This window comes from Celeribacter sp. HF31 (assembly GCF_011806455.1).
Classification (GTDB): domain Bacteria; phylum Pseudomonadota; class Alphaproteobacteria; order Rhodobacterales; family Rhodobacteraceae; genus Celeribacter.
Map to the genome: position 1 here is coordinate 20,013 of NZ_JAATOT010000008.1, position 21,883 is coordinate 41,895.

The window sequence follows — 21,883 nt, forward strand, 5'->3', positions numbered from 1 at the left end:
AAAAACCGGCGATGCGGCCCTTACATTCCTGTAACACGCATGTCATATGCCGCAGTGGAGGGGGAGCTTAGACTGCCCCAGTCCGGCCACATCCTTCGTGGCCCATGCATTTGGTGAGGAAGACACACAATGACCAAACGTTTTTTGACCGGCGCTCTGATGACCAGCCTCGCGCTTTCCCTGGCAGCTTGTAAAGAAGAAGAGAAAGCCGCTGAGACGGAAACCACCACCGGCACCGTGATGGAACAGGCCGCTGATGCCGTGACCGACGCCGCCGATACCGCGTCCGAAGCCGCCGAAGACGCAGCCGAGGCCGCCTCCGACGCTGTTGAGGCCGCGACCGATGCCGTCGAATCTGCTGCCGAAGGCGCAGTCGAAGCCGCCTCTGACGCTGCCGAAGCTGCCGTCGATGCCGCAACCGACGCCGCTGACGCAGCCGCTGAGGCCACCGAAGCCGCGACCGAAGCCGCTACGGATGCCGCCGAAACCGCTGCCGACACCGCATCTGACGCGGTCGACGCTGCGACAGACACTGCGGCTGACATGGCCGAAGAGGCCGCCGACACCGCCGAAGCCGCAGCCGATGTCGCAACCGACGCCGCTGCCGATGCTGTCGAATCCGCAGCCGATGCCGCAGAGGCTGCAACGGAAACCGCCACCGACATGGTGACCGAGCCCGCCGCCGAAGAAGGCACCGCGCCCGCTTTCGACATGGCGACCGCTGCCGAAGTGCTCACCGTGGATGGTTTCGATCTCGACAAAGCCACCGAAGTGGTGAACGCCTCCGGCCTCTCCGAGACCGCGAAGTCGACCATCATCACCGGCATGACCCAGGCTCAGAACAACCCGGAAATCCTGACCGCGATCTTGGAAAAGGCCCGCACCCTTCTGGGCATGTAAGCCTCAGGATATCCCGAACAAAATGGAAGCCGCGCAAGATCATCTTGCGCGGTTTTTGTCTTTTTCTTGGGGCAAATACTCAAAAGAAAACCCCGCGCAAGGCGGGGTTTGTCTCGTTTCGCCTGTAAGGCTGATCAGTCCACGAAGGCCTTCTCGACCACATATTCCTTGGGCTCGGAATTGGCGCCCTCGCGCAGACCGAAGCCGTCGAGAATGGCCATGATGTCCTTGTTGAACGCCAGGTTGCCGCAGACCATGCCGCGATCGGTTTCCGGGTTGATCGGCGCGATGCCCAGATCCTCGAACACCTTGCCGGAGTTGAGGTTGTCGGTCACGCGGCCCATGTGGTGGAACTCTTCGCGGGTCGTGGTCGGGTAATAGCGCAGCTTGCCCTGTTCGATTTCCGACAGAATCTCATCCGATTTGATGTGCTCGACCAGTTGCCGCCCATATTCCAACTCGGAGACCTCACGACAGGTGTGCATCAGGATCACCTCGTCGAATTTCTCGTAAACCTCCGGCTCACGCATCAGCGAGGCGAAAGGCGCGATCCCTGTGCCGGTGGCAAAGAACCAAAGACGCTTGCCCGGCAAAAGCGCATCGACCACCAGGGTGCCGACGGGTTTCGGACGCAGGATGATTTCATCCCCCGCTTCGATATGCTGCAAACGCGAGGTCAGCGGACCGTCCTGCACCTTGATCGAATAGAATTCCAGATGCTCTTCCCACGACGGCGACGCGATGGAATAGGCGCGCAGCAAAGGTTTCGCCTTGCCCGTCGCCGCGTTCGGTTCCCCCATCAGCCCGATCATGACGAATTCGCCGGAGCGAAACCGCAGGCTCGCCGGGCGTTCGACCTTGAAGGAAAACAGCCGGTCGTTCCAGTGCTTGACCTCCAGAACTTTGGCGGCATCGGGCAGGGTGGGGACGGGTTTGGACTTTACTTCGTTCACGGTATTTTCTGTCACAGGGCTCAACTCGGTCATGTTCTGTCTCGCGCCATTTTTATAGGGTATCGTGGATACATCTTTGATCCACATCAGGTGAGATCACGTCTGGCGCAGGCTGGAGTGCGCCCTTTGTGACCGCTTAGGCCTCGGTATGCAAGCCGCTGCTGATGCTACCACGCACCCGCGACTGATAGTCATGCGCCCGCCAATCGGCGCGCGTCAGCCAAAGCTCTTCGGGTTGACGCGCGGCGAGGGTCTCGCTGATCTCCACCTCGTCAAAGCCAGAGCGCCGCGCCATGGCGTATTGCTCACAGATCACATGACCCTCGGCGCGCAGACGGCCTTGAAAGCCCTGAAGCCGCAGAAGACGCGCGAGCGTAAAGCCGCGCCCGTCCGTGTGGCTCGGAAACGCGATGCGGATCGCTGCCGCATTGCCGTGCTGCGCAAGGCTTTCGGGATCGGTGTCGGAGGGCAGGTCGACCCACTCTCCGGCGTAATCCTCGGTCACAAATCCGGTGTCGCGTACAATCACGCTCATGATGCATCTCCTGTGATGGGGCCGCCGATGGGACCGCGCACGATCTTGCCGTTGACGAAGTGAATCCCGCATTCCGTTTTGTCTTCGCCCCGCCAGCGGCCCGCGCGCGGGTCTTCGCCGTCTTTGACCGGGCTGGTGCAGGGCGCACAGCCGATTGAGGGGTAGCCCTTCGCGACCAAAGGATGGCGCGGCAGGCGGTTGTTGATCATATAGTCTTTCAGATCCTCGGGCGCCCAATAGGCCAGCGGGTTGATCTTGATCCGCGTGTTCTCCTCGTTCTCGAAGAAATCGAGCGTGGCGCGGGTCGCGCCCTGAAAGCGTTTGCGTCCGGTGATCCAGGCGTCGAAATTGCCAAGCGCGTTTTGCAGCGGCACAGTCTTGCGCAGATCGCAGCACGCGTCTTTGTTCGACAGGTGCAACAAGCCGTCGGGATCATGCGCCGCCACACGCGCCGGAGACGGCGAAATCCGCCGCACATCGCGCAGGTCGAGCTTGTCGATCAGGTCGAGCTGATACTGGATCGTCTCTTCGAACAACATTTCCGTGTCGATGAAAATCACCGGCGTGTCCGGTTTCATCACCGAAATCATGTGCAAAAGCACAACGCTTTCGGCGCCAAAAGACGACACAAGCGCGATCCGCCCCAACTCCCGGTCCCGCAGTGCGAGTTCCAGCACCGAGGTCGCGGAATGGTTGGCGTAGCGCGCGTTGAGGCGGGCGACACGGTCGTCGACCGAGCCGAACTCCTCACGCAAAGAGAGGGCTTCCGCCAGATTATGCGGCATTCGCTTTTTCCTCTTTCGGAGGATAGAGCGCGTCCTTGAACGGCGCCATGCCGAGGCGGCGATAGGCCATGAGGAAGGTTTCCTCGGGGGCCTCGCGCAGCTCCAGATAGGTCGCAAGGATGCGCTCGATTGCGGGAATGATTTCGTCATAGGCAAAGCCCGGTCCGGTGCGTTCACCGATCACCATATCCTCGGTGCCATCGCCGCCGAGCGTGATCTGGTAGTTCTCCACACCGGCGCGGTCGAGGCCCAGAATGCCGATGTGACCGACATGGTGGTGCCCGCAGGCGTTGATGCAGCCGGAGATCTTGATCTTGAGCGGGCCGATCTCATGTTCGAGTTTCAGCTCATCGAACCGCGTCGCAATGCCCTGCGCCACGGGGATCGACCGGGCGGTGGCCAGCGCGCAGTAGTCCATACCGGGGCAGGCGATGATGTCGCTCACCAGACCGATGTTGGCCGCGGCAAGCCCGGCCTCTTTGAGTGCTGCGTGGATCGCCGGCAGGTCGGATTTATGGACGTGCGGCAGGATGACGTTCTGTTCGTGCGAGATGCGCAACTCGTCATGGCCATAGTCGCGCGCCAGCTGCGCCAGCACTCGCATCTGATCGGCGGAAGCATCCCCCGGCGTCTGGCCCGGCGTCTTGATCGACACGGTTGCGATGGCATAGCCCGGCGCCTTATGTGCGCTCAGGTTGGTGTCGGCCCAGGCACGAAACACCGGGTCGGTCGCATAAGCGCGGTCATAGGCCTCGGTCGCAGCCTCGCGGAAGGCGGGGGGTGCAAAGGCGGCTTTGATCTCTTCGAGCATCGCCATGTCGATGCCGCCGAAAAGCGGTTTGACTTGGGTAAAACGCGCTTCGACGCGGGCACGGATGTCCTCGATTCCATGCTCATGCACGGTGATCTTGATCCGGGCTTTGTATTTGTTGTCGCGACGGCCCAGGAGGTTCCACACCGACACGGTGGCCTCGAGATAGGGCAAAAGGTCTGCGAGAGAGACGAAGTCTTTCAACACCTTACCCACCATCGGCGTGCGGCCAAGGCCGCCACCGACGATGATCTGAGCGCCGATCTCGCCGTCCTGCTCGCGCAGGTAGAGCCCGATGTCATGCGCCTTGATCACGGCGCGGTCGGCTTTGGCGCCGGAGACGGCGATTTTGAATTTGCGCGGCAGGAACTGGAATTCCGGGTGATCGGTGGACCACTGACGCACCAGCTCGGCCACAGGGCGCGGATCGGCGACCTCATCGGCGCTCGCACCCGCGAAATGGTCGGCGGTCACGTTGCGGATCGTGTTGCCGGAGGTCTGGATCGCATGCATTTCGACATCCGCGAGATCCGAGAGGATCGCGGGCACGTCGGGCAGTTTCGGCCAGTTGTACTGAATATTCTGCCGCGTGGTGAAATGGCCGTAGCCGCGATCATAGGTCTCGGCGATATGGGCAAGTTGATCCATTTGGCCACTGTTGAGCGTGCCATAGGGGATCGCCACCCGCAGCATATAGGCGTGAAGTTGCAGATAGAGGCCGTTCATCAGGCGCAGGGGACGGAATTCCTCCTCCGTCAGGCTGCCGTCGATGCGGCGGGCCACCTGAGCGGAGAACTGAGCGACACGGGCGCGGACAAAGGCTTCGTCGAAGTCGTTGTACTTATACATGGGCTTCGGCCTCCTTGCTTTCCTGTTTTCCGTGGAAATAGTTGGACGGTCCGGTGCGGCGGAATTCCTCGCGGAAATGCGTGGGTTCCGGCCCGTGTTCGCCCAGTTTGACGTCGGTCAGATAGGCCCCGACCACCATGCCGTCTTTCGCGGCCTCGGCCAGAGCGGCCTCGGCCACCTCGGCCTCGGTGAATGCGCGGGCCTGACGCAGGTCGCGGACCCACTGGCCACTGTGGTCGAGATAGATCACATCGCCCTCCAAAAGGGCGTTGGCGGTGATGGCTTTGGGCGTAAACGGGCGCGGCATGGCTTTTCCAACTTGCGATTTCTTGCCGTTAATTTAGAACATTGTCCCAATATCTGGCCATATGCGCGGAGAGATAAGGATGATTGTTCCTTTCCCTAGCGGCAGGAAGGCCGGAATTCCGATATGCAAAGGAAAATCGAAATGGTGGACCAGATCGACGCGATGGACCGGAAAATTCTGGCCGAGCTGCAACGCGATGCGAGCCAGTCTCTGGACGAAATTGCCCGAAAAGTCGGCTCTTCAAAGACGCCGGTGTGGAATCGCATCCGCAAAATGAAGGACGCCGGCGTCATCGGTCAGCAGACGGTGATTTTGGACCCGGAAAGCCTCGGCCTTGAGGCCTGTTTCTTTGTGCTGGTCCGCACCAGCGCGCATGAGGCGGGATGGCAGGAGAAGTTCCTGAAGGTGCTGCAAAAACGCCCCGAAGTTTTGGAGGCGCACCGGCTGGCAGGCGAGATCGACTATATCCTCAAGGTCCGGGTGAAAAACGCCAAGGCCTATGACGACTTCTATCAGGCGCTGATCGGGGAGGTGTCGATCTATAATGTGACAGCGCTTTTGTCGATGGAAGAGATCAAGTCGACGACGATGTTGCCGCTTTGAGAGGATGCCGGGGGTTTTGAACCCCCGGACCCCCGCAGGATATTTCTAGACAGAAGAAGATCTGGCAAAAGAAAAGGCGCGCCAGATCGTGGGCGCGCCTTTGATGTGAGTGCATTTCGGCTCAGCGGTTGCCGGACCGCGTGAACAGGCCCGCATCCTCCGCGGCTTTCCTGAGCGCGTTGGATTTGTTGACGGTTTCCTGATATTCGCCCTCGGGCGAGCTGTCGTAGACCACGCCGCCGCCCGCCTGGATGTAGAGCTTTTCGTCTTTGAGGACGGCGGTGCGCAGCGCGATGCACATGTCCATGTCGCCACCCGCGGAAAAATAGCCCACGCCGCCGCCATAGACGCCGCGTTTTTCCGGTTCCAGCTCGTCGATGATCTCCATCGCGCGGACTTTCGGCGCGCCGGAGACGGTGCCTGCGGGCAGGCCTGCGAGCAGGGCGGAGAGCGCGTCTTCGTCGTCGCGCAGCTCGCCCACCACGTTGGAGACAATGTGCATGACGTGGGAATAGCGCTCGATGATGAACTCTTCGGTCGGATGCACCGTGCCGATTTTCGAGACCTTGCCGGTGTCGTTGCGGCCCAGATCCAGAAGCATCAGGTGTTCGGCCAGTTCTTTTTCATCGGATAGCAGGTCCTCTTCGAGGGCCTTGTCCTCGGCGGGTGTGAGCCCACGTTTGCGGGTGCCGGCGATGGGGCGGATGGTGACCTCGCCATCGAAAACGCGCACGAGAATCTCGGGCGAAGCCCCGATGATCTGGAAGCCGCCGAAGTTAAAGAAGAACATGAAGGGCGACGGGTTCGTGCGGCGCAGGCTCCGGTAGAGCGAGAAGGGCGGGAGAGGAAACTCCTGCGTCCAGCGCTGCGCGGGCACGACTTGGAAGATGTCGCCTGCGGTGATGTATTCCTTGGCCTTCTCGACGGCGGCTTTGTAGCCGTCGTGCGTGAAGTTCGAGGTGGCGGGCGGCGCCACGTAAGCCTCGCCCATCTCATGGCTGGCCTCGGAGGGCGCACGTTCGAGATCGCGCAGCGCGTCCATCACGCGTTCGGCGGCCTGGGCATAGGCGGCTTTGGCGGAGAGCCCTGAGGAGGCCCAGGCGGGGGACACCAGGATCACATCGCCTTTGACCCCATCGAGGATCGCCACCAAGGATGGGCGCATCAGCACCGCATCGGGCAGGCCGATGGGATCGGGGTTCACATTGGGCAGATGTTCCACCAGACGGATCATGTCGTAGCCCAGATAGCCAAAGAGACCGGCGGCAGCCCCCGGCAATTCGTCGGGGATGTCGATGCGGCTCTCGTCAATCAGTGCGCGGATCGAGGACAAAGGGTCTTTGTCGTCCACGACATAGCTGTCGTCGTCAAAGCGCGCGTTGCGGTTGATCGAGGCCTTCGCCTCACCGCCGGTGCCCTCGCACTTCCAGATCAGGTCAGGCTTCATGCCGATGATCGAATAGCGCCCGCGCACCTCGCCGCCGGTGACGGATTCGAGGATGAAACTGTCGGTGCGGGCGCCCGCGAGTTTGAGCATGATCGACACCGGCGTGTCGAGATCGGCGGCCACCTTGGCGTAAACCAATTGGTTTTTGCCCTCGGCATAACCTGTTTCAAACTCGGAATAGGTCGGAATGAGCGTGGCCATGATCTTCTCTTATTGCATCTGGCTGTGAACGGCGGAGAGCGCCGTCTGGTTGATCGTCACCCCCTCGCGGGCCCGAAGCGCCGCCGAGAAGGCGTCGATCACATCGGTGGCCGCACCCTGGGCTGCGGAGGTGATATAGCTCTCGGCGATGGAGGTGTTCTCATCGGTGCTGGCGGGCGGCTCGATCGTGTCGATCTTGGCGATGACAACGCGGTTGTCGCCCGGGATCAGCGTGGTGCCGCCGGTTTGAAGACCCGGCGCAAAGACCGCATCCATGAAGCCCTCGGGCATGGTCGACAGAAAATCCTGACGCGTGATGGCGGAGAAGGTCTCGGACGGCAGGCCCAGATCGGTGATCAGCTTGCCGGTGGCAACCTCGGTCTCCAGCGCTTCGGCGCGCTCGGTCAGGCGCTGTTGCAACGCATCGGCTTCCCAATCGGCGGCGACCTGATCGCGCACCTCGTCCAAAGGCATCCGTGTCGCGGGCACGATCTCATCGAGGCGCAGCGCGAAAATGCCACCGTCGGACAATTCGATGATCTCCGGGTAATCGTCCAAAGTCACCTCAGAGGCGGCCTGTTTGAAGGCGGTGTAGGCGGCGATGCCCCCCTCGCTCGATGGCGTCCAGTCCATCGTGCCGAGCTCCATTTTGGTCTCATTGGCGAGGTCTTCGAGCGTGTAGCCTTCGGCCAGATCGTTGTCGAACTCTTCCAGCAGACCGGAGATCAGACGTGCGGCGGCGTCAGTCCCCATCACGGCGGCCAATTCGTCGCGCGCCTCTTCGAAGGACACTTCGGAGCCCGCCAGCGTGCCGTTGACGCGGTAAAGCGCCGGGCCCAGATCTGACATCGCGGGGCCGACGACGCCGGTGCCGTCCAACGCAAAGACCGCAGGGCCGGCCTCGGACGACAGATCGTCCTCGGAGACATCGCCCATATCGACATCGATAAGCTCAAGTCCGCGCGCGGCGACCTCATCCTCATAGCTCGTCTCGCCCGCCGCGATGCGGTCGGCAGCGGCTTGGGCCTCCTCTTCGGTGCCATAGACCAGACGTTCGACCAGACGGCGCTCCGGCTGGATGTAGCTGTCGATGTTCTCGTCATAGAGTTTGCGCAGCGCGTCCTCATCGAGATCGACCTCATCCATGATCATCGCGGGCGTGAGCCAGGCGTAGGTGATGCGACGGGCCTCGGGCGCTGTGTAGGCGTCGGGGTGGGCGTCGTACCAGGCCTGAATATCGCTGTCGGAGGCAATCGGGGCGCCGGTCTCAAGCGCATCGGCCTCGAGCGTGGCGACAGAGACGGTGCGGCGTTCGCCCAACCAATCCACCACGACCTGACCGTAGGACGGCGGCATGGTGATGCCGGTGGCCAAAGCGCCGGTCAAAAGCGACCGCGCCGCCTCTTTGCGCAGATCGTCTTCGAAGGTCTTGTCGGTCATGTTGTTGCGCGCCAGAAGCTGCTTGTAGGCTGCGGTGTCGAACTTGCCGTCGAGACCTTTGAACGCGTCGATGTTGAGCAGCTCGCGGCGCACGGCATCATCCCCCACGGAGAGGCCGACGCGCGCGGTTTCCGCATCCAATGCGGCCTGCGACAAAAGCTGGTCGAGCACCTGTTGCGACAGGCCGAAGTCCTGCGCTTGGGCGACGGAAAACGGTTGGCCGGTCTGGGCTTCGATGGCACGCATCTGGTTTTGCAGCGCCGTTGCATAGGCATTGGTGGAGACATCTTCATCGCCCACAGAGGCGACACGCGTCACGCCACCGCCGAAATTTGCCGTGCCAAAACCGCCCAAACCGACGATCAGGAGGCCCATCAGGCCCCACACCACCATTTTCGTGCCAGAACCCTTGCCGCTCGCCATGTTTTTAGTCTCCTTCAAGGTTGGGAAACTGTGTAGGGGCAAGCGAAACCGAGGGCAAGGCAGATCAGGGCGCGATTTGGGCCAATCTGGTGAAAAGCTCCGTGATCCCGGCTTGATCGATATTGGCAAAGGCGATGCGGAGCTGATGCTCGGCGCGTTTGTCGCCGTCGGGCATGAAAGTCGTGCCCGGCAACAAGAGCACTCCAGCTTCGCGCACCAGCCATGGAGCAAGTTCTGACGACGGCATATCGAACGGATGGCTGACATAGGCAAAGAACGCGCCACAGCCCAAGAGACGCCAGCCTTTGGCCTCCAGCCGCGGGAATCCATCTATAATGGCCTGGCGCCGCGACAGAATTTCGGCCCGCTCCCCCGCGACCCAGTCGCTGAGGTTTTGCAGTCCCCAAAGCGCCGCCTTCTGGCCGATCTGATTGGGGCAGATCGAGACGGTGTCGAGGTATTTCTCCACCTGTTCGAGCCGTTCCGCGGAGGCGATCACGGCGCCGACGCGATGGCCGGTGAGGCGAAAGGCTTTCGAGAAGGAATAGAGATGCACCAGCGTGTCTTGCCAGCCCTTTTGCCGGAACAGGTAATGCGGCACCTCATCGCGGCTGTCGAAATCGCGATAGGTCTCATCCAAGATCAACATGATGCCCCGATCACGGGCCAGCGCGTAGAATTTCGTCAAAAGCTCCGGCGGATATTCCACGCCGCCCGGGTTGTTCGGCGTGATCAAGACCATGGCGCGGGTGCGCGGGCCGATCAGACGCGCGGCCTCTTCGAGATCGGGCAAAAGATCACCGCCCGCGACCAAAGGCACGGCGGTGACGCCCGACATATCGCACCACATTTTATGGTTGAAATACCACGGCGCGACCAGAATGACCTCGTCTCCCGGCGCCGCTATCGTGCTCATCACAGAGGTAAACGCCTGATTGCAGCCGGCGGTGATGGCGACCTGATCGGCGGTGATTTCGGCATGATAGGCGGATGACCAATCCTTGGCGATCTGGCTGCGCAGCTCCGGCAGGCCCAGAACCGGCCCGTAAAGATGCGCGCTGGTGTCTTCCACGGCCATGCGGGCAATCTCTTCGCGGAGCGGCAGAGGCGGCGCCTCCATCGGCGCGGCCTGGCTCACGTTGATCAACGGGCGCTCGGGCGGGAAACTGACACCTTCTGCCCATTTGCGAGAGGCCACGATGGGGGAGGCAAAGGTGCGGGCCATGGGAGCGGAAAGGGGCGTCAGCATTCGGAGATCCTCGGTCTTGAAGTTGTCACAGTAGGGGGCGGCTGCGGGGGATGCAATCGCCTCTCTCGCAGGGGGTATGCTAGATGCAATCGGATCAAAACGCAGGCAAGGTGCTGAAAAAAAAGACATTCACGCTTGCTGTGCAGTTTCGAACAGGCATCTTCAAGCTTTGTTTACCTCTTTTGTCTCACTCTTGGATGACTTTGAAGAAAAACGGCCCCATGTGCCTTTTTATAGAGGAGCCTTTCATAAGAGGCGCATCCGATTTTGAAACGGGGCGCGCGCACGAGGGACGAAAGCAGACATGCTCCGGGGAACACCCCGGCGCCACAACAGGATGAATGAGGTTCCAGAAATGGCATATGGTTTCGCCGCGCCGAACGGATATGACACATTGATTGACGCGCTCCAGGCCGCTTTGACAGCCGCGCGTGAGGGCGATCAAGCCCGCGAAGAGGAGATGACGGAGGACATCCGCGACGCCTCTTATGAGATGATGCCGCGACAGGCGGGCTATCTGGTGCGCTCGGCTTGCGGCGCGATCGATGCGGCAATGCGTGGGTTTGATCGTGAAAACAGCCTCGCGATTGCCGAACATGCGATTCAAAACGTTCAGGATATGCTCTGGCGGTCGCAAAGTACGGCGTCTGCGGCCTGAACCGCCTTATTCCGGACAGAGCCAGGCGTCGAGATAGCTGGACAGCCGGCTCTCCAGCGCCTGACGGCTGTTCAGAGCGCAGAAGTTTAGTGCGATGGCCTGAATGAAAAAGGCGCTGATGCCTTCGCCAACCAGCTCTGGCGCGATGTCGGGGCGGTAGGGAACCTCTTGGGCCCAACGCGCGAAGAGGGCGATCTGCACGTCGAATTGTGCGGCGATGGGGCCAATGTCGGAAATGGCCGCCGCGCCTGAGTGCCGGACGATCACATCGAAGACATAGCGCTCCGACGTCATGAAATGGATCAGCGGTAACAGCAGCTCGACCATCGCCGGAATGTCCTTCGGCGTCGGCGCTTTTGCGGTCTCCGCGATCAAATCGGCCATGTGTGCGCCGATGATCTGCTCCATCAGCGCGTCTTTATCCTTGAAATGCGCAAAAAACGTGCCCTTGGCGACCCCTGCCGCGCGCACCACATCCTCGACGCGCAGGGCCTCGAAACTTTCTTTTGCAATCAGATCTTTCGCTGCCGTCAGCAGCTTTTCCCGGGTCGCGAACGCGCGTTTCTGGATCGGTTTGGTCATGTGGGGAGTGTGCATGTTTTCTGACTTTGGTCAAATTTAATTGTTGACCGTGGTCATTTTTTAGTTTTATAAATTTGACCGTGGTCACTTTTGTCTGGGGGACACCATGTCCAAGAAACATATCTACATCCTGAACGGTCATCCGGCCGAGACGTCTTTGTCGAAAACGCTCGCCGAAACCTACGCGAAGGCTGCCAAATCCGCAGGGTTTGAGACGCGGTTGCAGCACCTGCATGGCTTGAATTTCGACGTGGATTTCGAACGCGCGGGCTATAAGGACGTCAAGCCGCTGGAACCTGATCTCGAAGTGGTCATGGCCAACATCGAATGGGCCGAGCATGTGGTGATCGTCGCGCCGATGTGGTGGGGCGGGTTGCCCGCCAAGCTCAAGGGGCTCTTTGATCGCGCCTTCTTGCCGGGGCGGACGTTTGACACCCGAAACCCGAACCGGTTCGGCATGCCCGCGCCGATGCTGACAGGGCGCAGCGCGCGGGTGGTGCTGACGTCAGATACGCCAACGTGGTTTCTCTGGCTGGCCTACCGCAACCCGATTGCTTCGACGATTAAGGGCCATATTCTGGGCTTCGTCGGCATCAAACCGGTGCGGCTGACGCAATTCGCGGGCGCCACCGATGCGACGCCCAAAACCGTGTCGCGCTGGCTCAAAAAAGTTGAGGCTCTTGGTGCCCAGGGCGCATGAACAAGGGCGCATGAAAAAGGGGCCTCGTGGCCCCTCTTTGACCTCTCGATCAATCGCGCCCGCGATAGGGTTTGACGTATTGCATCGCCATATCCCAAGGGATGAGGGTCCCAGAAAACGCCGTGGGGCGGCGTTTTCCGATCCGAACAGCTCGGCGCAAGCCGAGGCGGACACAGGTGTTTGGATGTCGTTGCGGACAGGTGCCGATCAATCGCGCCCGCGATACGGCTTCACATATTGCATCGCCATATCCCAAGGGAAAAAGATCCACGTATCCTGCGACACTTCGGTGATATAGCTGTCGACCTGCGGACGGCCTTTCGGCTTGGCGTAGACCGTGGCGAAATGGGCCTTGGGGTACATCGAACGCACCAACTCAAGTGTTTTGCCGCTGTCCACCAGATCGTCGATCACCAGAATGCCGGTGCCGTCGCCCATCATCTCTTCGTTGGGCGCGTTGAGCACCACGGCGTCGCTCTGGCTTTGGTGGTCGTAGGATTTCACCGAAATCGTATCGACCGTGCGGATGTCCAGCTCGCGCGCGATGATCATCGCAGGCGCCATGCCGCCACGGGTGATCGCCACGATGGCACGCCACGCGCCGTCATCCGGCCCCTTGCCGTCAAGCCGCCACGCCAGCGCCCGGCTGTCGCGGTGAATCTGATCCCAACTGATGTGAAAGCCTTTTTCATGGGGCAGGCGGTCGGACATCTCTTTTGATCCTTTCATCGAAGTGGCGGGCCGGAAGGGCGGTTAAGAAGGACGGTCAACTGGTCGCGATCCGGGCTCCGAAAAGGGCGATGAGGCCCCCCAGAGCGCGGTCGGTCCAAAGCTTGGCCCGGCCATAGGCTTGTCGTGCTTTTTGCCGCGAAAAAAGCCGCGCGACAATCACATACCACAGTGTTTCGTCAAAAAAGACGAAAAACAATAAAATGGCCTTAATGACGACCGAGGTCTCGGGCGGGATCAGCCCGGCAAAGACCGCCCCGAAGAACACCGCAGGTTTCGGGTTCGACAATTGCGTCATGAGACCGAGGCGAAAGGCATTGGCGAGCGACCGCGGGCTTGCGATTGTACTGGCCTCGGGCAGCAGATCGCGGGCATGACGGATGGTTTTGTATCCGATCCAGATCAGGAACAGCCCGCCCGCGATTTTAAAGGCGAGATAGGCGCGGGGGAAAAGCTCGAACAGGATCGAAAGGCCGGACATAGCCGCCAGCGCCCAGATCACCGCACCCAATCCAAAGGCCACAGCAAGGCCGAAAGCGGGGCGAAACCCCTCGGAGGCGGCGGTGCGTACGGAGACCACAAAAGAGGGGCCGGGCGACATGGCGGCGACGAAATGCAGGCTTAAAATAGAGAGAAAAATCGCGAGGGTCATGTCTCCTCCCAAAGACATCTGTAACACAAAACGGGAGCCGAAGCCCCCGTTTTCAAAGCGTTTCTTCCGGAGGGATCAGCCCTTGGTGATGTCCGGGGCGTCGACCGCTTTCATGCCAACGACGTGATAGCCCGCGTCGACGTGGTGGGTTTCGCCCGACACGCCCGCCGAGAGATCGGACAACAGGTAAAGCGCAGAGCCGCCCACATCGTCGATGGTCACATTGCGACGCAGCGGCGAGTTGTATTCGTTCCATTTCATGATGTAGCGGAAGTCGCCGATGCCGGAAGCGGCGAGCGTCTTGATCGGACCGGCGGAGATCGAGTTGACGCGGATGCCGTCCTTGCCGAGATCTTCGGCGAGGTAGCGCACGGAGGCCTCCAAAGCGGCCTTGGCCACACCCATCACATTGTAATGCGGCATCACGCGCTCGGCGCCGTAATAGGTCATGGTCAGCATCGAGCCGCCCTCTTTCATCAGCTTCGCGGCACGCTGTGCGACCGCGGTGAAGGAGAAGACGGAGATGTCCATGGTCAGGTTGAAATTGTCGCGGGTGGTGTCGACATAGCGGCCGCGCAGCTCGTTTTTGTCGGAGAAACCGATGGCATGCACGATGAAGTCGAGCTTGCCCCATTTTTCCTCTATATCTTCGAAAAGAGCATCCATAGAGGCCTCGTCGGAGACGTCGCATTCCACGACGAAATCGGAGCCAAGACGTTCCGCCAGCGGATCGACCCGTTTCTTAAGCTGTTCACCCTGATAGGAAAAACACAGCTCAGCGCCATGATCGGAGAGTGCTTTGGCAATGCCCCAGGCGATTGATTTGTCGTTGGCAAGGCCCATGATCAGCCCGCGTTTGCCGTCCATCAGTTTCGTCATGGCGTGTCTTCGTCCGCTTATTATTGGATGTTGAAACGTGCTTTAGGGGTTTTGCGCAAAGCGATCAAGTCTGGCCCCGGTAAATTCGCGACGTAGGGTCATATGGCCGCTGCAAACCGCTTGTGCGTCTCTGTTTTAGCAGGGGGCAGGCGGGGTTTGCGCGGGGTTTTCCTTGTCGCTCGGTCGCAATAGGACTATCCCGAATGCCATGAAGAAAGCCGCCAGAGGAGAGCCGCCATGGTGTCAGCAGATGTCCCCCGCAAAGGCATTTTCGCCGGAGACGACCCCTTCGAGATTTCGCGACGCTGGTTGAAAGAGGCCGAGGCCAAGGAGATCAACGATCCCAACGCCATGGCCATCGCCACGGTGGACGAGGACGGCCTACCGAATGTGCGGATGGTGCTCTTGAAAGAGATCGCCGACGACGCCTTTGTGTTTTTCACCAATTATGAGAGCGCGAAGGGGCAAGAGATTGAAACTGCTGGAAAAGCTGCTTTTGTCCTGCATTGGAAATCCCTGCGCCGTCAGGTCCGTGTGCGCGGCCTGGTCGCCCGCGAAACGCCGGAAGCCTCCGACGCCTATTACAAATCCCGCGCGCTCGGATCGCGGATCGGCGCCTGGGCCAGTCAGCAATCGCGGCCACTTGTGTCAAAGACTGCGCTGATGGAAGCCGTGGCCAAAGAGGGCCTCAAACACGGCCCCAATCCGAAACGCCCGCCGTTCTGGGGCGGCTATCGGATCACGCCCTTGGAGATCGAATTTTGGGCCGATGGCGAGTTCCGTCTGCACGACCGGTTCCGCTGGCGCCGTGCCAGCCCGGAGGCCGCTTGGGAAATTTTGCGACTTAATCCCTGACATATGGCCTGAAAAAAAGGTTGACGCCGGGTCATTCGAACAACTGGTCAAAAAGACAGGGGGAAGGGGGCTTGCACCTTTGGCTCGTTTGTCTCAGGTTCAGAGCGGGATGAGGGGTGCGTACCCCCTGTTATGGGCCAGTCGAAATGCGCATTGGCCCTTATGAGTAAATGAGAGAATGAACGACACAGACTTGGGGAAGGTCGTTTCGGGCCATGTAAAATGGTTCGATCCGACTCGCGGCTTTGGCTTTGTGATCGCCGATGACGGCGGTCCGGATATTTTGTTGCATGCGAATGTTTTGCGCAACTTCGGGCAAAGCTCCGTAGCGGATGCCGCTATGGTGCGTCTCGTGGTGCAAAGCACGGATCGCGGTGTGCAGGCGGTCGAGGTGCTCGAAATTGCACCTCCGGCGCCGGGCACGGGGACGATGCTGGAAGACCTCGAGGAGGTCGATGAGGAAAGCCTGTCTTTGCCGCTCGAGCCCGCGCGTGTGAAGTGGTTCGACAAGGGCAAGGGCTTTGGGTTTGCCAATGTTTTCGGGCGCCCAGAGGATGTGTTCATCCATATTGAAGTGCTGCGCCGATCGGGTTTGGCCGATTTGATGCCGGGAGAGGCCGTCGGGCTTCGTGTCATCGACGGGCGTCGGGGCCGGATGGCCGCGCATGTCACCGCTTGGGACATCGCGCTGCGTGAGGCGCAAGAGGCGGAGGCCTGAGATGCGCCGCCGCTCGCGTTTCTCCGCGAGGCTGTTGAGCGCGATCCTCTGTGTCGCAGCTTTGCCTGCGCTGGCGCAAGAGGCCTGCCGCAGGGATGAGGTTCTGATCTCGGGGCCAGAGACGCAGGCGCGTTTTTCCGTCGAGATTGCAGATGACGCGGGTGAACGCGCCCTCGGTTTGATGAACCGCGCCGAGATGCCGCGCTCGCATGGCATGTTGTTCGTCTATGAAAAACCGCAGCCGGTGTCGTTTTGGATGGCCAACACCTTGATCCCGCTGGATATGATCTTTGTCGACCGGCAGGGCGTCGTGACCCGGGTTCATGACGAGGCCGTGCCTCTGGACCGGACCCCGATTGCGGGCGGCGATGCGGTCTATGCGGTGCTTGAAATCAATGGCGGTCTGGCCCGCGCCTTGGGCATTCGTCCCGGCGATCACCTGCGCCATCCGGCCTTTGGGCCCGAGGCGGCTGATCCTTGTCTCACGGAGTGAGCGCATAAATAAGTGCTTTTCAACCGCGCGTTTGCACGGTAGGAGAGGCGCACGGTCGGGGCGTGGCGCAGTCTGGTAGCGCACCTGTTTTGGGTACAGGGGGTCGTGAGTTCGAATCTCGCCGCCCCGACCACTTTCTCCCCCTGAGATATTTTAAGCTTTCTGTCGCTTTCGGCTGTGACGGTCGAGACCGTTCGCGCCCCGCGTCCTTTTGTCCGGCTGATCTCGGGCCACTTTCTCCTATCTCGACCGGAAAGGAGATCGCCATGACAGAGATGACCCTCACCCCCATCGGACGGATTCACACGCCTTACAAAACCTTAGCCGACTGCCCGAGTGCGCCGTCGCCTGAACAAGAGGCGCGGATCGAGATCGACCCGGCGTTTGCGCCGGGGCTCAAGGGGCTGAGCGCCGTGGAGGTCGATGTGCTCTATTGGTTTGATCGGGCGGCGCGCGATGTCCTGCACTCGGTGCGGCCCCATGATGGGGTGCATTGCGGTGTCTTTGCCATGCGCTCGCCACATCGCCCGAACCCGATTGCCCTGTCGCGGGTCAGGGTCTTGTCGGTCGATGAAACGGGTCTGACCGTCTCGGGGATGGATTGCCTTGATGGCACGCTTCTGGTCGATCTGAAACCGGTGCCGCGCGCGGCAACTTGAGGTTGCGTCACAAAATTGATTCGAGCGCTCAGATCACTGTCACATATGTGGTGTATGTGCGTAAATCAGGGGAGCTTGAGGCGCTAACTCTGCCGGTTTTCAGGGGTTTTCCTGAGAAAGCCGGTGTTTTCCCTCCGGTTTTGCCAAAGCCTTGTCCACTAGATGTAGTATGCTGAGGAAATGTGCAAACCTGCCACACATGGGCTGCACCTGCTGATTTTTCGGTGCGGCCACTTATCCACACCGGCTTGTGCAAAATCTTAACGAATTTCACGAAACCCATAGGAAACAAAGAAAAAAGTATTAACGCGGGGGACTTCGAATCGTGGGGGCCTGTGGGCAATTTTCGTCAAACGATTTTTGCGTCTCAAAAGAGTAAATTTTGCGTTGACCACGAGGGCTCAGCCGCTGCACATTGTGGAGGCCGGATGAGAGACACACTACATTTAGTTGTTCTTGGACGGCGAGGGACAAGGGTCTCGGGGGACATATCCGCGTTGGGATCGCACCGGTTTTCAGGTCGAAAGGCTTGAAAACAAGGGATGCGACCGGGGTGAGAACGGATTTGCCACCGAGGATCAGCTTGAGGACCAAAGACGAATCTGTGACGCATCCGGGGGCCAAGGCCGCACCGGTCTGGTCGAGATTTGTCTGTGAGCCGGGCGCGTTTCTTGCCGTAACGACAACACAAGATGTGGAGGAGGTCGACGGGTCGCCGGTGACGGAAATTTGGCGGTAAAGCAAAACAACGCGAGAGTTGAGGCAGATGAAAATCGAACGCAAATTCACGACGGCAGGCAAAGACGCATATGCGGAACTGGAGTTCACCAAGACCTCCTCGGAAATCCGCAACCCGGACGGCACGGTGGTGTTTCATCTCGACGATTGCGAAGTGCCCTCGAAGTGGTCGCAGGTCGCCTCCGACGTCATCGCGCAGAAATATTTCCGCAAGGCTGGCGTGCCGGCGGCACTGAAAAAAGTCCGTGAAAAAGGCGTTCCGTCTTTCCTTTGGCGGTCTATTCCCGACGAAGACAAGCTTGTAAAACTGCCCGAGGAGGCGCGGTTTGGTGGCGAGACCTCTGCGAAACAGGTGTTCGACCGTCTCGCAGGCGCCTGGGCCTATTGGGGCTGGAAGGGCGGCTATTTCACGTCTGAAGATGACGCCAAAGCCTATTACGACGAGATGCGGTTCACGCTGGCGGCCCAGATGGGCGCGCCGAACAGCCCGCAGTGGTTCAACACCGGCCTGCACTGGGCCTACGGCATCGACGGTCCGGGGCAGGGGCATTATTATGTGGATTATCAATCCGGTGAGCTGACGCGCTCGTCCTCCGCCTATGAGCATCCGCAGCCGCATGCCTGTTTCATCCAATCCGTCGCCGACGATCTGGTGTCTGACGGTGGCATCATGGATCTCTGGGTGCGCGAGGCGCGCCTGTTCAAATACGGTTCCGGCACCGGCACCAACTTTTCCTCGCTGCGCGCCGCCAATGAGAGCCTCTCGGGTGGGGGCAAATCCTCCGGCCTCATGGGCTTTCTGAAAATCGGCGACCGGGCAGCGGGCGCGATCAAATCCGGCGGCACCACGCGCCGCGCGGCGAAGATGGTGATCTGCGACATGGATCACCCGGACATCGAGGATTTCATCAACTGGAAAGTGATCGAAGAGCAGAAAGTGGCGTCCATCGTCGCGGGCTCTAAGATGCACGAACGCCAGCTCAATGCGATTTTCGATGCGATTGGCACTTGGGACGGCGCGGAAGCCGATGCTTTCGACCCAAGCAAGAACCCGGCGCTGAAGGCCGCGGTCAAATCCGCGAAACAGGTCGCCATTCCGGAAACCTACGTCAAACGCGTGCTGGATTACGCGAAACAGGGCTATTCCTCGATCGAATTCCCGACCTATGACACGGATTGGGACAGCGAGGCCTATGCCTCCGTCTCCGGTCAGAACTCCAACAACTCCGTGCGCGTCACCGATGCTTTCCTCAAGGCCGTGAAAGACGATGCCGAATGGGAGCTTTTGCGCCGCACCGACGGGAAGGTCGCGAAGACCGTCAAGGCGCGCGATCTTTGGGAACAGGTCGGCCATGCCGCCTGGGCCTGTGCCGATCCGGGCATCCAGTTCCACGACACGATCAATGCCTGGCACACCTGCCCGGAAGACGGCGAAATTCGCGGTTCCAACCCCTGTTCGGAATATATGTTCCTCGATGACACGGCTTGTAACCTCGCTTCGATGAACCTTCTGACCTTCTTGCACGATGGCGTGTTCGATGCGGAAAGCTACATGCACGCGACCCGCCTCTGGACGCTGACGCTTGAAATTTCCGTGATGATGGCGCAATTCCCGTCGCAAGAGATCGCGCAGCGCTCCTATGATTTCCGCACGCTGGGCCTGGGTTACGCCAACATCGGTGGCTTGCTGATGAACATGGGCTTTGGCTATGACAGCGATGAGGGGCGCGCGCTGGCCGGTGCTCTGACCGCGATCATGACCGGTGTGTCCTATACGACCTCCGCCGAGATCGCAGGCGAGCTGGGGGCCTTCGACAAGTTCGAGAAGAACCGCGAGCATATGCTCCGCGTCATCCGCAACCACCGCACCGCCGCCTATGGCAAGACCACGGGCTACGAAGGCCTTGAGGTCAAGCCGGTCGCTTTGGATCACGCCAACTGCCCCGACGCCCATCTCGTCGAGCTGGCGAAATCCGCTTGGGACGAGGCGCTGAGCCTTGGCGAGAAAAACGGCTACCGCAACGCGCAGGTCTCTGTGATTGCGCCCACCGGCACCATCGGTCTGGTGATGGATTGCGACACCACGGGGATCGAGCCGGACTTTGCGCTGGTGAAATTCAAGAAACTCGCAGGCGGTGGCTATTTCAAAATCATCAACCGCTCCGTGCCGGCCGCGCTTGAGAAACTCGGCTATTCTTCGTCGGAGATCGAAGAGATCGTGTCCTACGCTGTGGGTCATGGCACCATCGGCAATGCACCGGGGATCAACCACACGGCTCTCATTGGCCACGGCTTCGGTCAGGCGCAGATCGACAAGATCGAGGCCGCGCTGCCGTCCGCCTTCGACATCCGCTTTGTGTTCAACCAATGGACACTGGGCGAAGAGTTCTGCACCGGCACGCTCGGCATTCCGGCGGCGAAACTCAATGATCCGTCTTTCGACCTGCTGCGCAGCCTCGGCTTTACCGCCAAAGACATCGCGGCGGCCAATGACCATGTGTGCGGCACGATGACCCTCGAAGGTGCGCCTTTCCTCAAGGAAGAGCATTACAACGTCTTTGATTGCGCCAATGCCTGCGGCAAAAAAGGCAAGCGGTATCTGTCGGTTGAGAGCCACATCACCATGATGGCCGCGGCGCAGTCCTTTATCTCCGGCGCGATCTCCAAGACGATCAACATGCCGAATGACGCCACCATCGAGGATTGTCAGGCCGCCTATGAGCTGTCCTGGTCCTTGGGCACGAAAGCCAATGCGCTCTACCGTGACGGCTCGAAACTGTCGCAGCCGCTGGCGACCGCTTTGATCGAGGATGACGAAGAGGCCGAGGAAATTCTCGCAACCGGCACCGCGCAGGAAAAAGCCGCCGTGCTGGCCGAGAAGATCGTCGAGAAGGTCATCATTAAAGAGGTCGCCCGCGGCCGCGAAAAGATGCCCGATCGTCGCAAGGGCTACACCCAGAAATCCATCGTCGGCGGGCATAAGGTCTACCTGCGCACCGGCGAGTACGAAGACGGTTCTCTGGGCGAAATCTTTATCGACATGCACAAAGAGGGCGCCGGTTTCCGGGCGATGATGAACAACTTCGCCATCGCGGTCTCTGTCGGTCTGCAGTACGGCGTGCCGCTCGAAGAATTCGTCGATGCCTTCACCTTCACCAAATTTGAACCGGCGGGCATGGTGCAGGGCAATGACTCGATCAAAAACGCCACCTCGATCCTCGACTATATCTTCCGCGAGTTGGCCGTGTCGTACCTCGACCGCACCGATCTGGCGCATGTCAAACCGCAGGGCGCGGCCTTTGACGATCTCGACAAGGATGCCGCCGAAGGCGTGTCCAACATCAAGACTCCGTCAGAAAGTGCCTCTGCGAAATCCATCGAGGTGCTGAAACAGATTTCCTCGACCGGCTATCTGCGCAAGCGCCTGCCGCAGGAACTCGTTGTTTTGCAAGGCGGAATGCAGTCGGGCGCCGTGGCGCTGGATGGCTCCATCGACCCGCAAGTCGCGCTTCAGACGCTGGTGCCTGAGACCAAGGCAACCTCGGAAACGGCGCTCTCCACCGGCACCGTGTCGATGACCGCACGCGACAAGGCAAAGATGCAGGGCTACGAGGGCGATCCTTGTGGCGAATGCGGCAACTACACGCTGGTGCGCAACGGCACCTGCATGAAATGCAACACCTGCGGCGGCACGTCCGGCTGTAGCTGAGGAGCATG

21 protein-coding genes and 1 tRNA gene are annotated in these 21,883 nt (G+C 60.3%); 10 read left to right on the top strand and 12 right to left on the bottom strand.

Annotated features, from left to right (window positions below; all coding sequences use genetic code 11):
* The first annotated feature begins 129 nt into the window (after positions 1–129).
* Complete coding sequence (locus HCZ23_RS18010) at positions 130–900, top strand: translation initiation factor 3 (protein ID WP_167602830.1); 771 nt, start codon at positions 130–132, stop codon at positions 898–900.
* A gap of 134 nt (positions 901–1,034) precedes the next feature.
* Here HCZ23_RS18010 and HCZ23_RS16395 read toward each other — a convergent pair whose 3' ends face one another.
* The 5 genes from HCZ23_RS16395 to HCZ23_RS16415 form a co-directional block, all read right to left on the bottom strand.
* Positions 1,035–1,886 (bottom strand): ferredoxin--NADP reductase, encoded by an 852-nt coding sequence (locus tag HCZ23_RS16395; RefSeq protein ID WP_167602831.1) that lies wholly within the window; start codon positions 1,884–1,886, stop codon positions 1,035–1,037.
* Positions 1,887–1,989: 103 nt separating this feature from the next.
* Positions 1,990–2,388, bottom strand: a complete 399-nt coding sequence (locus HCZ23_RS16400; RefSeq protein WP_167602832.1) for a DUF934 domain-containing protein — start codon at positions 2,386–2,388, stop codon at positions 1,990–1,992.
* Positions 2,385–3,173 carry a phosphoadenylyl-sulfate reductase gene (locus HCZ23_RS16405; protein ID WP_175580918.1) on the bottom strand — a complete coding sequence of 263 codons (789 nt, stop codon included), beginning with the start codon at positions 3,171–3,173 and terminating at the stop codon, positions 2,385–2,387. Before HCZ23_RS16405 ends, HCZ23_RS16400 begins: the two co-directional genes overlap by 4 nt.
* Positions 3,163–4,833: a nitrite/sulfite reductase gene (locus tag HCZ23_RS16410; protein ID WP_167602833.1), complete on the bottom strand. Its 1,671-nt coding sequence runs from the start codon at positions 4,831–4,833 to the stop codon at positions 3,163–3,165. The genes HCZ23_RS16405 and HCZ23_RS16410 overlap by 11 nt, the downstream gene beginning before the upstream one ends.
* Positions 4,826–5,140 (bottom strand): DUF2849 domain-containing protein, encoded by a 315-nt coding sequence (locus HCZ23_RS16415; protein ID WP_167602834.1) that lies wholly within the window; start codon positions 5,138–5,140, stop codon positions 4,826–4,828. Before HCZ23_RS16415 ends, HCZ23_RS16410 begins: the two co-directional genes overlap by 8 nt.
* 141 nt (positions 5,141–5,281) lie before the next feature.
* Between HCZ23_RS16415 and HCZ23_RS16420 the strand changes: the two genes are divergently transcribed.
* Positions 5,282–5,743 carry an Lrp/AsnC family transcriptional regulator gene (locus HCZ23_RS16420; RefSeq protein ID WP_167602835.1) on the top strand — a complete coding sequence of 154 codons (462 nt, stop codon included), beginning with the start codon at positions 5,282–5,284 and terminating at the stop codon, positions 5,741–5,743.
* A 121-nt stretch (positions 5,744–5,864) separates the two neighbouring features.
* Here HCZ23_RS16420 and trpE read toward each other — a convergent pair whose 3' ends face one another.
* From trpE to HCZ23_RS16435, 3 genes are all read right to left on the bottom strand, one after another.
* Positions 5,865–7,391 (bottom strand): anthranilate synthase component I, encoded by a 1,527-nt coding sequence (trpE, locus tag HCZ23_RS16425; protein WP_167602836.1) that lies wholly within the window; start codon positions 7,389–7,391, stop codon positions 5,865–5,867.
* Between the two features lie 9 nt (positions 7,392–7,400).
* Positions 7,401–9,254 (bottom strand): SurA N-terminal domain-containing protein, encoded by a 1,854-nt coding sequence (locus tag HCZ23_RS16430; RefSeq protein ID WP_167602837.1) that lies wholly within the window; start codon positions 9,252–9,254, stop codon positions 7,401–7,403.
* 64 nt (positions 9,255–9,318) lie between these two features.
* The gene (locus HCZ23_RS16435) at positions 9,319–10,503 is read right to left on the bottom strand and encodes an aminotransferase (RefSeq protein WP_167602838.1); all 1,185 of its coding nucleotides are present in this window, start codon (positions 10,501–10,503) and stop codon (positions 9,319–9,321) included.
* Positions 10,504–10,858: 355 nt separating this feature from the next.
* Between HCZ23_RS16435 and HCZ23_RS16440 the strand changes: the two genes are divergently transcribed.
* The gene (locus HCZ23_RS16440) at positions 10,859–11,161 is read left to right on the top strand and encodes a hypothetical protein (RefSeq protein ID WP_167602839.1); all 303 of its coding nucleotides are present in this window, start codon (positions 10,859–10,861) and stop codon (positions 11,159–11,161) included.
* Between the two features lie 6 nt (positions 11,162–11,167).
* Here the strand turns inward: HCZ23_RS16440 and HCZ23_RS16445 are convergent, their stop codons facing one another.
* The gene (locus HCZ23_RS16445) at positions 11,168–11,743 is read right to left on the bottom strand and encodes a TetR/AcrR family transcriptional regulator (protein ID WP_167603020.1); all 576 of its coding nucleotides are present in this window, start codon (positions 11,741–11,743) and stop codon (positions 11,168–11,170) included.
* Positions 11,744–11,849: 106 nt separating this feature from the next.
* Here HCZ23_RS16445 and HCZ23_RS16450 point away from each other — a divergent pair, with 106 nt between their 5' ends.
* A complete protein-coding gene (locus HCZ23_RS16450; protein WP_167602840.1) occupies positions 11,850–12,443 on the top strand; it encodes an NAD(P)H-dependent oxidoreductase in 594 nt (197 codons plus the stop codon).
* Positions 12,444–12,650: 207 nt separating this feature from the next.
* Here HCZ23_RS16450 and gpt read toward each other — a convergent pair whose 3' ends face one another.
* The 3 genes from gpt to fabI form a co-directional block, all read right to left on the bottom strand.
* On the bottom strand, positions 12,651–13,154 hold the full coding sequence (gene gpt, locus HCZ23_RS16455) for a xanthine phosphoribosyltransferase (RefSeq protein WP_167602841.1): 504 nt from the start codon (positions 13,152–13,154) through the stop codon (positions 12,651–12,653).
* A 55-nt stretch (positions 13,155–13,209) separates the two neighbouring features.
* Positions 13,210–13,824: a LysE family translocator gene (locus tag HCZ23_RS16460; protein WP_167602842.1), complete on the bottom strand. Its 615-nt coding sequence runs from the start codon at positions 13,822–13,824 to the stop codon at positions 13,210–13,212.
* Between the two features lie 75 nt (positions 13,825–13,899).
* Entirely contained in the window at positions 13,900–14,703 is an 804-nt protein-coding gene (gene fabI / locus HCZ23_RS16465) for an enoyl-ACP reductase FabI (RefSeq protein WP_167602843.1), read from the bottom strand.
* Between the two features lie 237 nt (positions 14,704–14,940).
* On the opposite strand from fabI, the gene pdxH reads away from it, so the two are divergent.
* The 6 genes from pdxH to HCZ23_RS16495 all read left to right on the top strand — a co-directional run bounded on the left by pdxH (position 14,941) and on the right by HCZ23_RS16495 (position 21,875).
* Entirely contained in the window at positions 14,941–15,558 is a 618-nt protein-coding gene (gene pdxH, locus HCZ23_RS16470) for a pyridoxamine 5'-phosphate oxidase (RefSeq protein ID WP_167602844.1), read from the top strand.
* 178 nt (positions 15,559–15,736) lie between these two features.
* A complete protein-coding gene (locus HCZ23_RS16475; protein ID WP_167602845.1) occupies positions 15,737–16,276 on the top strand; it encodes a cold-shock protein in 540 nt (179 codons plus the stop codon).
* A gap of 1 nt (position 16,277) precedes the next feature.
* Positions 16,278–16,769, top strand: a complete 492-nt coding sequence (locus tag HCZ23_RS16480) for a DUF192 domain-containing protein (RefSeq protein WP_167602846.1) — start codon at positions 16,278–16,280, stop codon at positions 16,767–16,769.
* Positions 16,770–16,825: 56 nt separating this feature from the next.
* A tRNA-Pro gene (locus tag HCZ23_RS16485) sits at positions 16,826–16,902 on the top strand.
* A gap of 133 nt (positions 16,903–17,035) precedes the next feature.
* A complete protein-coding gene (gene tsaA, locus HCZ23_RS16490) occupies positions 17,036–17,428 on the top strand; it encodes a tRNA (N6-threonylcarbamoyladenosine(37)-N6)-methyltransferase TrmO (RefSeq protein WP_167602847.1) in 393 nt (130 codons plus the stop codon).
* 766 nt (positions 17,429–18,194) lie between these two features.
* Positions 18,195–21,875 carry a vitamin B12-dependent ribonucleotide reductase gene (locus HCZ23_RS16495; protein WP_167602848.1) on the top strand — a complete coding sequence of 1,227 codons (3,681 nt, stop codon included), beginning with the start codon at positions 18,195–18,197 and terminating at the stop codon, positions 21,873–21,875.
* The last annotated feature ends 8 nt before the right edge of the window (positions 21,876–21,883 follow it).

What these genes read in the sequence shown, in the direction of transcription:
- HCZ23_RS16415 (WP_167602834.1), bottom strand. Translation starts at nt 5,140, where the DNA reads ATGCCGCGCCCGTTTACGCCCAAAGCCATCACCGCCAACGCCCTTTTG.
- pdxH (WP_167602844.1), top strand. Translation starts at nt 14,941, where the DNA reads ATGGTGTCAGCAGATGTCCCCCGCAAAGGCATTTTCGCCGGAGACGAC.
- HCZ23_RS16405 (WP_175580918.1), bottom strand. Translation starts at nt 3,173, where the DNA reads ATGCCGCATAATCTGGCGGAAGCCCTCTCTTTGCGTGAGGAGTTCGGC.
- HCZ23_RS16410 (WP_167602833.1), bottom strand. Translation starts at nt 4,833, where the DNA reads ATGTATAAGTACAACGACTTCGACGAAGCCTTTGTCCGCGCCCGTGTC.
- HCZ23_RS16480 (WP_167602846.1), top strand. Translation starts at nt 16,278, where the DNA reads ATGCGCCGCCGCTCGCGTTTCTCCGCGAGGCTGTTGAGCGCGATCCTC.
- HCZ23_RS16440 (WP_167602839.1), top strand. Translation starts at nt 10,859, where the DNA reads ATGGCATATGGTTTCGCCGCGCCGAACGGATATGACACATTGATTGAC.
- HCZ23_RS16420 (WP_167602835.1), top strand. Translation starts at nt 5,282, where the DNA reads ATGGTGGACCAGATCGACGCGATGGACCGGAAAATTCTGGCCGAGCTG.
- trpE (WP_167602836.1), bottom strand. Translation starts at nt 7,391, where the DNA reads ATGGCCACGCTCATTCCGACCTATTCCGAGTTTGAAACAGGTTATGCC.
- gpt (WP_167602841.1), bottom strand. Translation starts at nt 13,154, where the DNA reads ATGTCCGACCGCCTGCCCCATGAAAAAGGCTTTCACATCAGTTGGGAT.
- HCZ23_RS16475 (WP_167602845.1), top strand. Translation starts at nt 15,737, where the DNA reads ATGAACGACACAGACTTGGGGAAGGTCGTTTCGGGCCATGTAAAATGG.
- HCZ23_RS16450 (WP_167602840.1), top strand. Translation starts at nt 11,850, where the DNA reads ATGTCCAAGAAACATATCTACATCCTGAACGGTCATCCGGCCGAGACG.
- HCZ23_RS18010 (WP_167602830.1), top strand. Translation starts at nt 130, where the DNA reads ATGACCAAACGTTTTTTGACCGGCGCTCTGATGACCAGCCTCGCGCTT.
- HCZ23_RS16445 (WP_167603020.1), bottom strand. Translation starts at nt 11,743, where the DNA reads ATGACCAAACCGATCCAGAAACGCGCGTTCGCGACCCGGGAAAAGCTG.
- HCZ23_RS16495 (WP_167602848.1), top strand. Translation starts at nt 18,195, where the DNA reads ATGAAAATCGAACGCAAATTCACGACGGCAGGCAAAGACGCATATGCG.
- HCZ23_RS16430 (WP_167602837.1), bottom strand. Translation starts at nt 9,254, where the DNA reads ATGGCGAGCGGCAAGGGTTCTGGCACGAAAATGGTGGTGTGGGGCCTG.
- HCZ23_RS16400 (WP_167602832.1), bottom strand. Translation starts at nt 2,388, where the DNA reads ATGAGCGTGATTGTACGCGACACCGGATTTGTGACCGAGGATTACGCC.
- fabI (WP_167602843.1), bottom strand. Translation starts at nt 14,703, where the DNA reads ATGACGAAACTGATGGACGGCAAACGCGGGCTGATCATGGGCCTTGCC.
- HCZ23_RS16395 (WP_167602831.1), bottom strand. Translation starts at nt 1,886, where the DNA reads ATGACCGAGTTGAGCCCTGTGACAGAAAATACCGTGAACGAAGTAAAG.
- HCZ23_RS16460 (WP_167602842.1), bottom strand. Translation starts at nt 13,824, where the DNA reads ATGACCCTCGCGATTTTTCTCTCTATTTTAAGCCTGCATTTCGTCGCC.
- HCZ23_RS16435 (WP_167602838.1), bottom strand. Translation starts at nt 10,503, where the DNA reads ATGCTGACGCCCCTTTCCGCTCCCATGGCCCGCACCTTTGCCTCCCCC.
- tsaA (WP_167602847.1), top strand. Translation starts at nt 17,036, where the DNA reads ATGACAGAGATGACCCTCACCCCCATCGGACGGATTCACACGCCTTAC.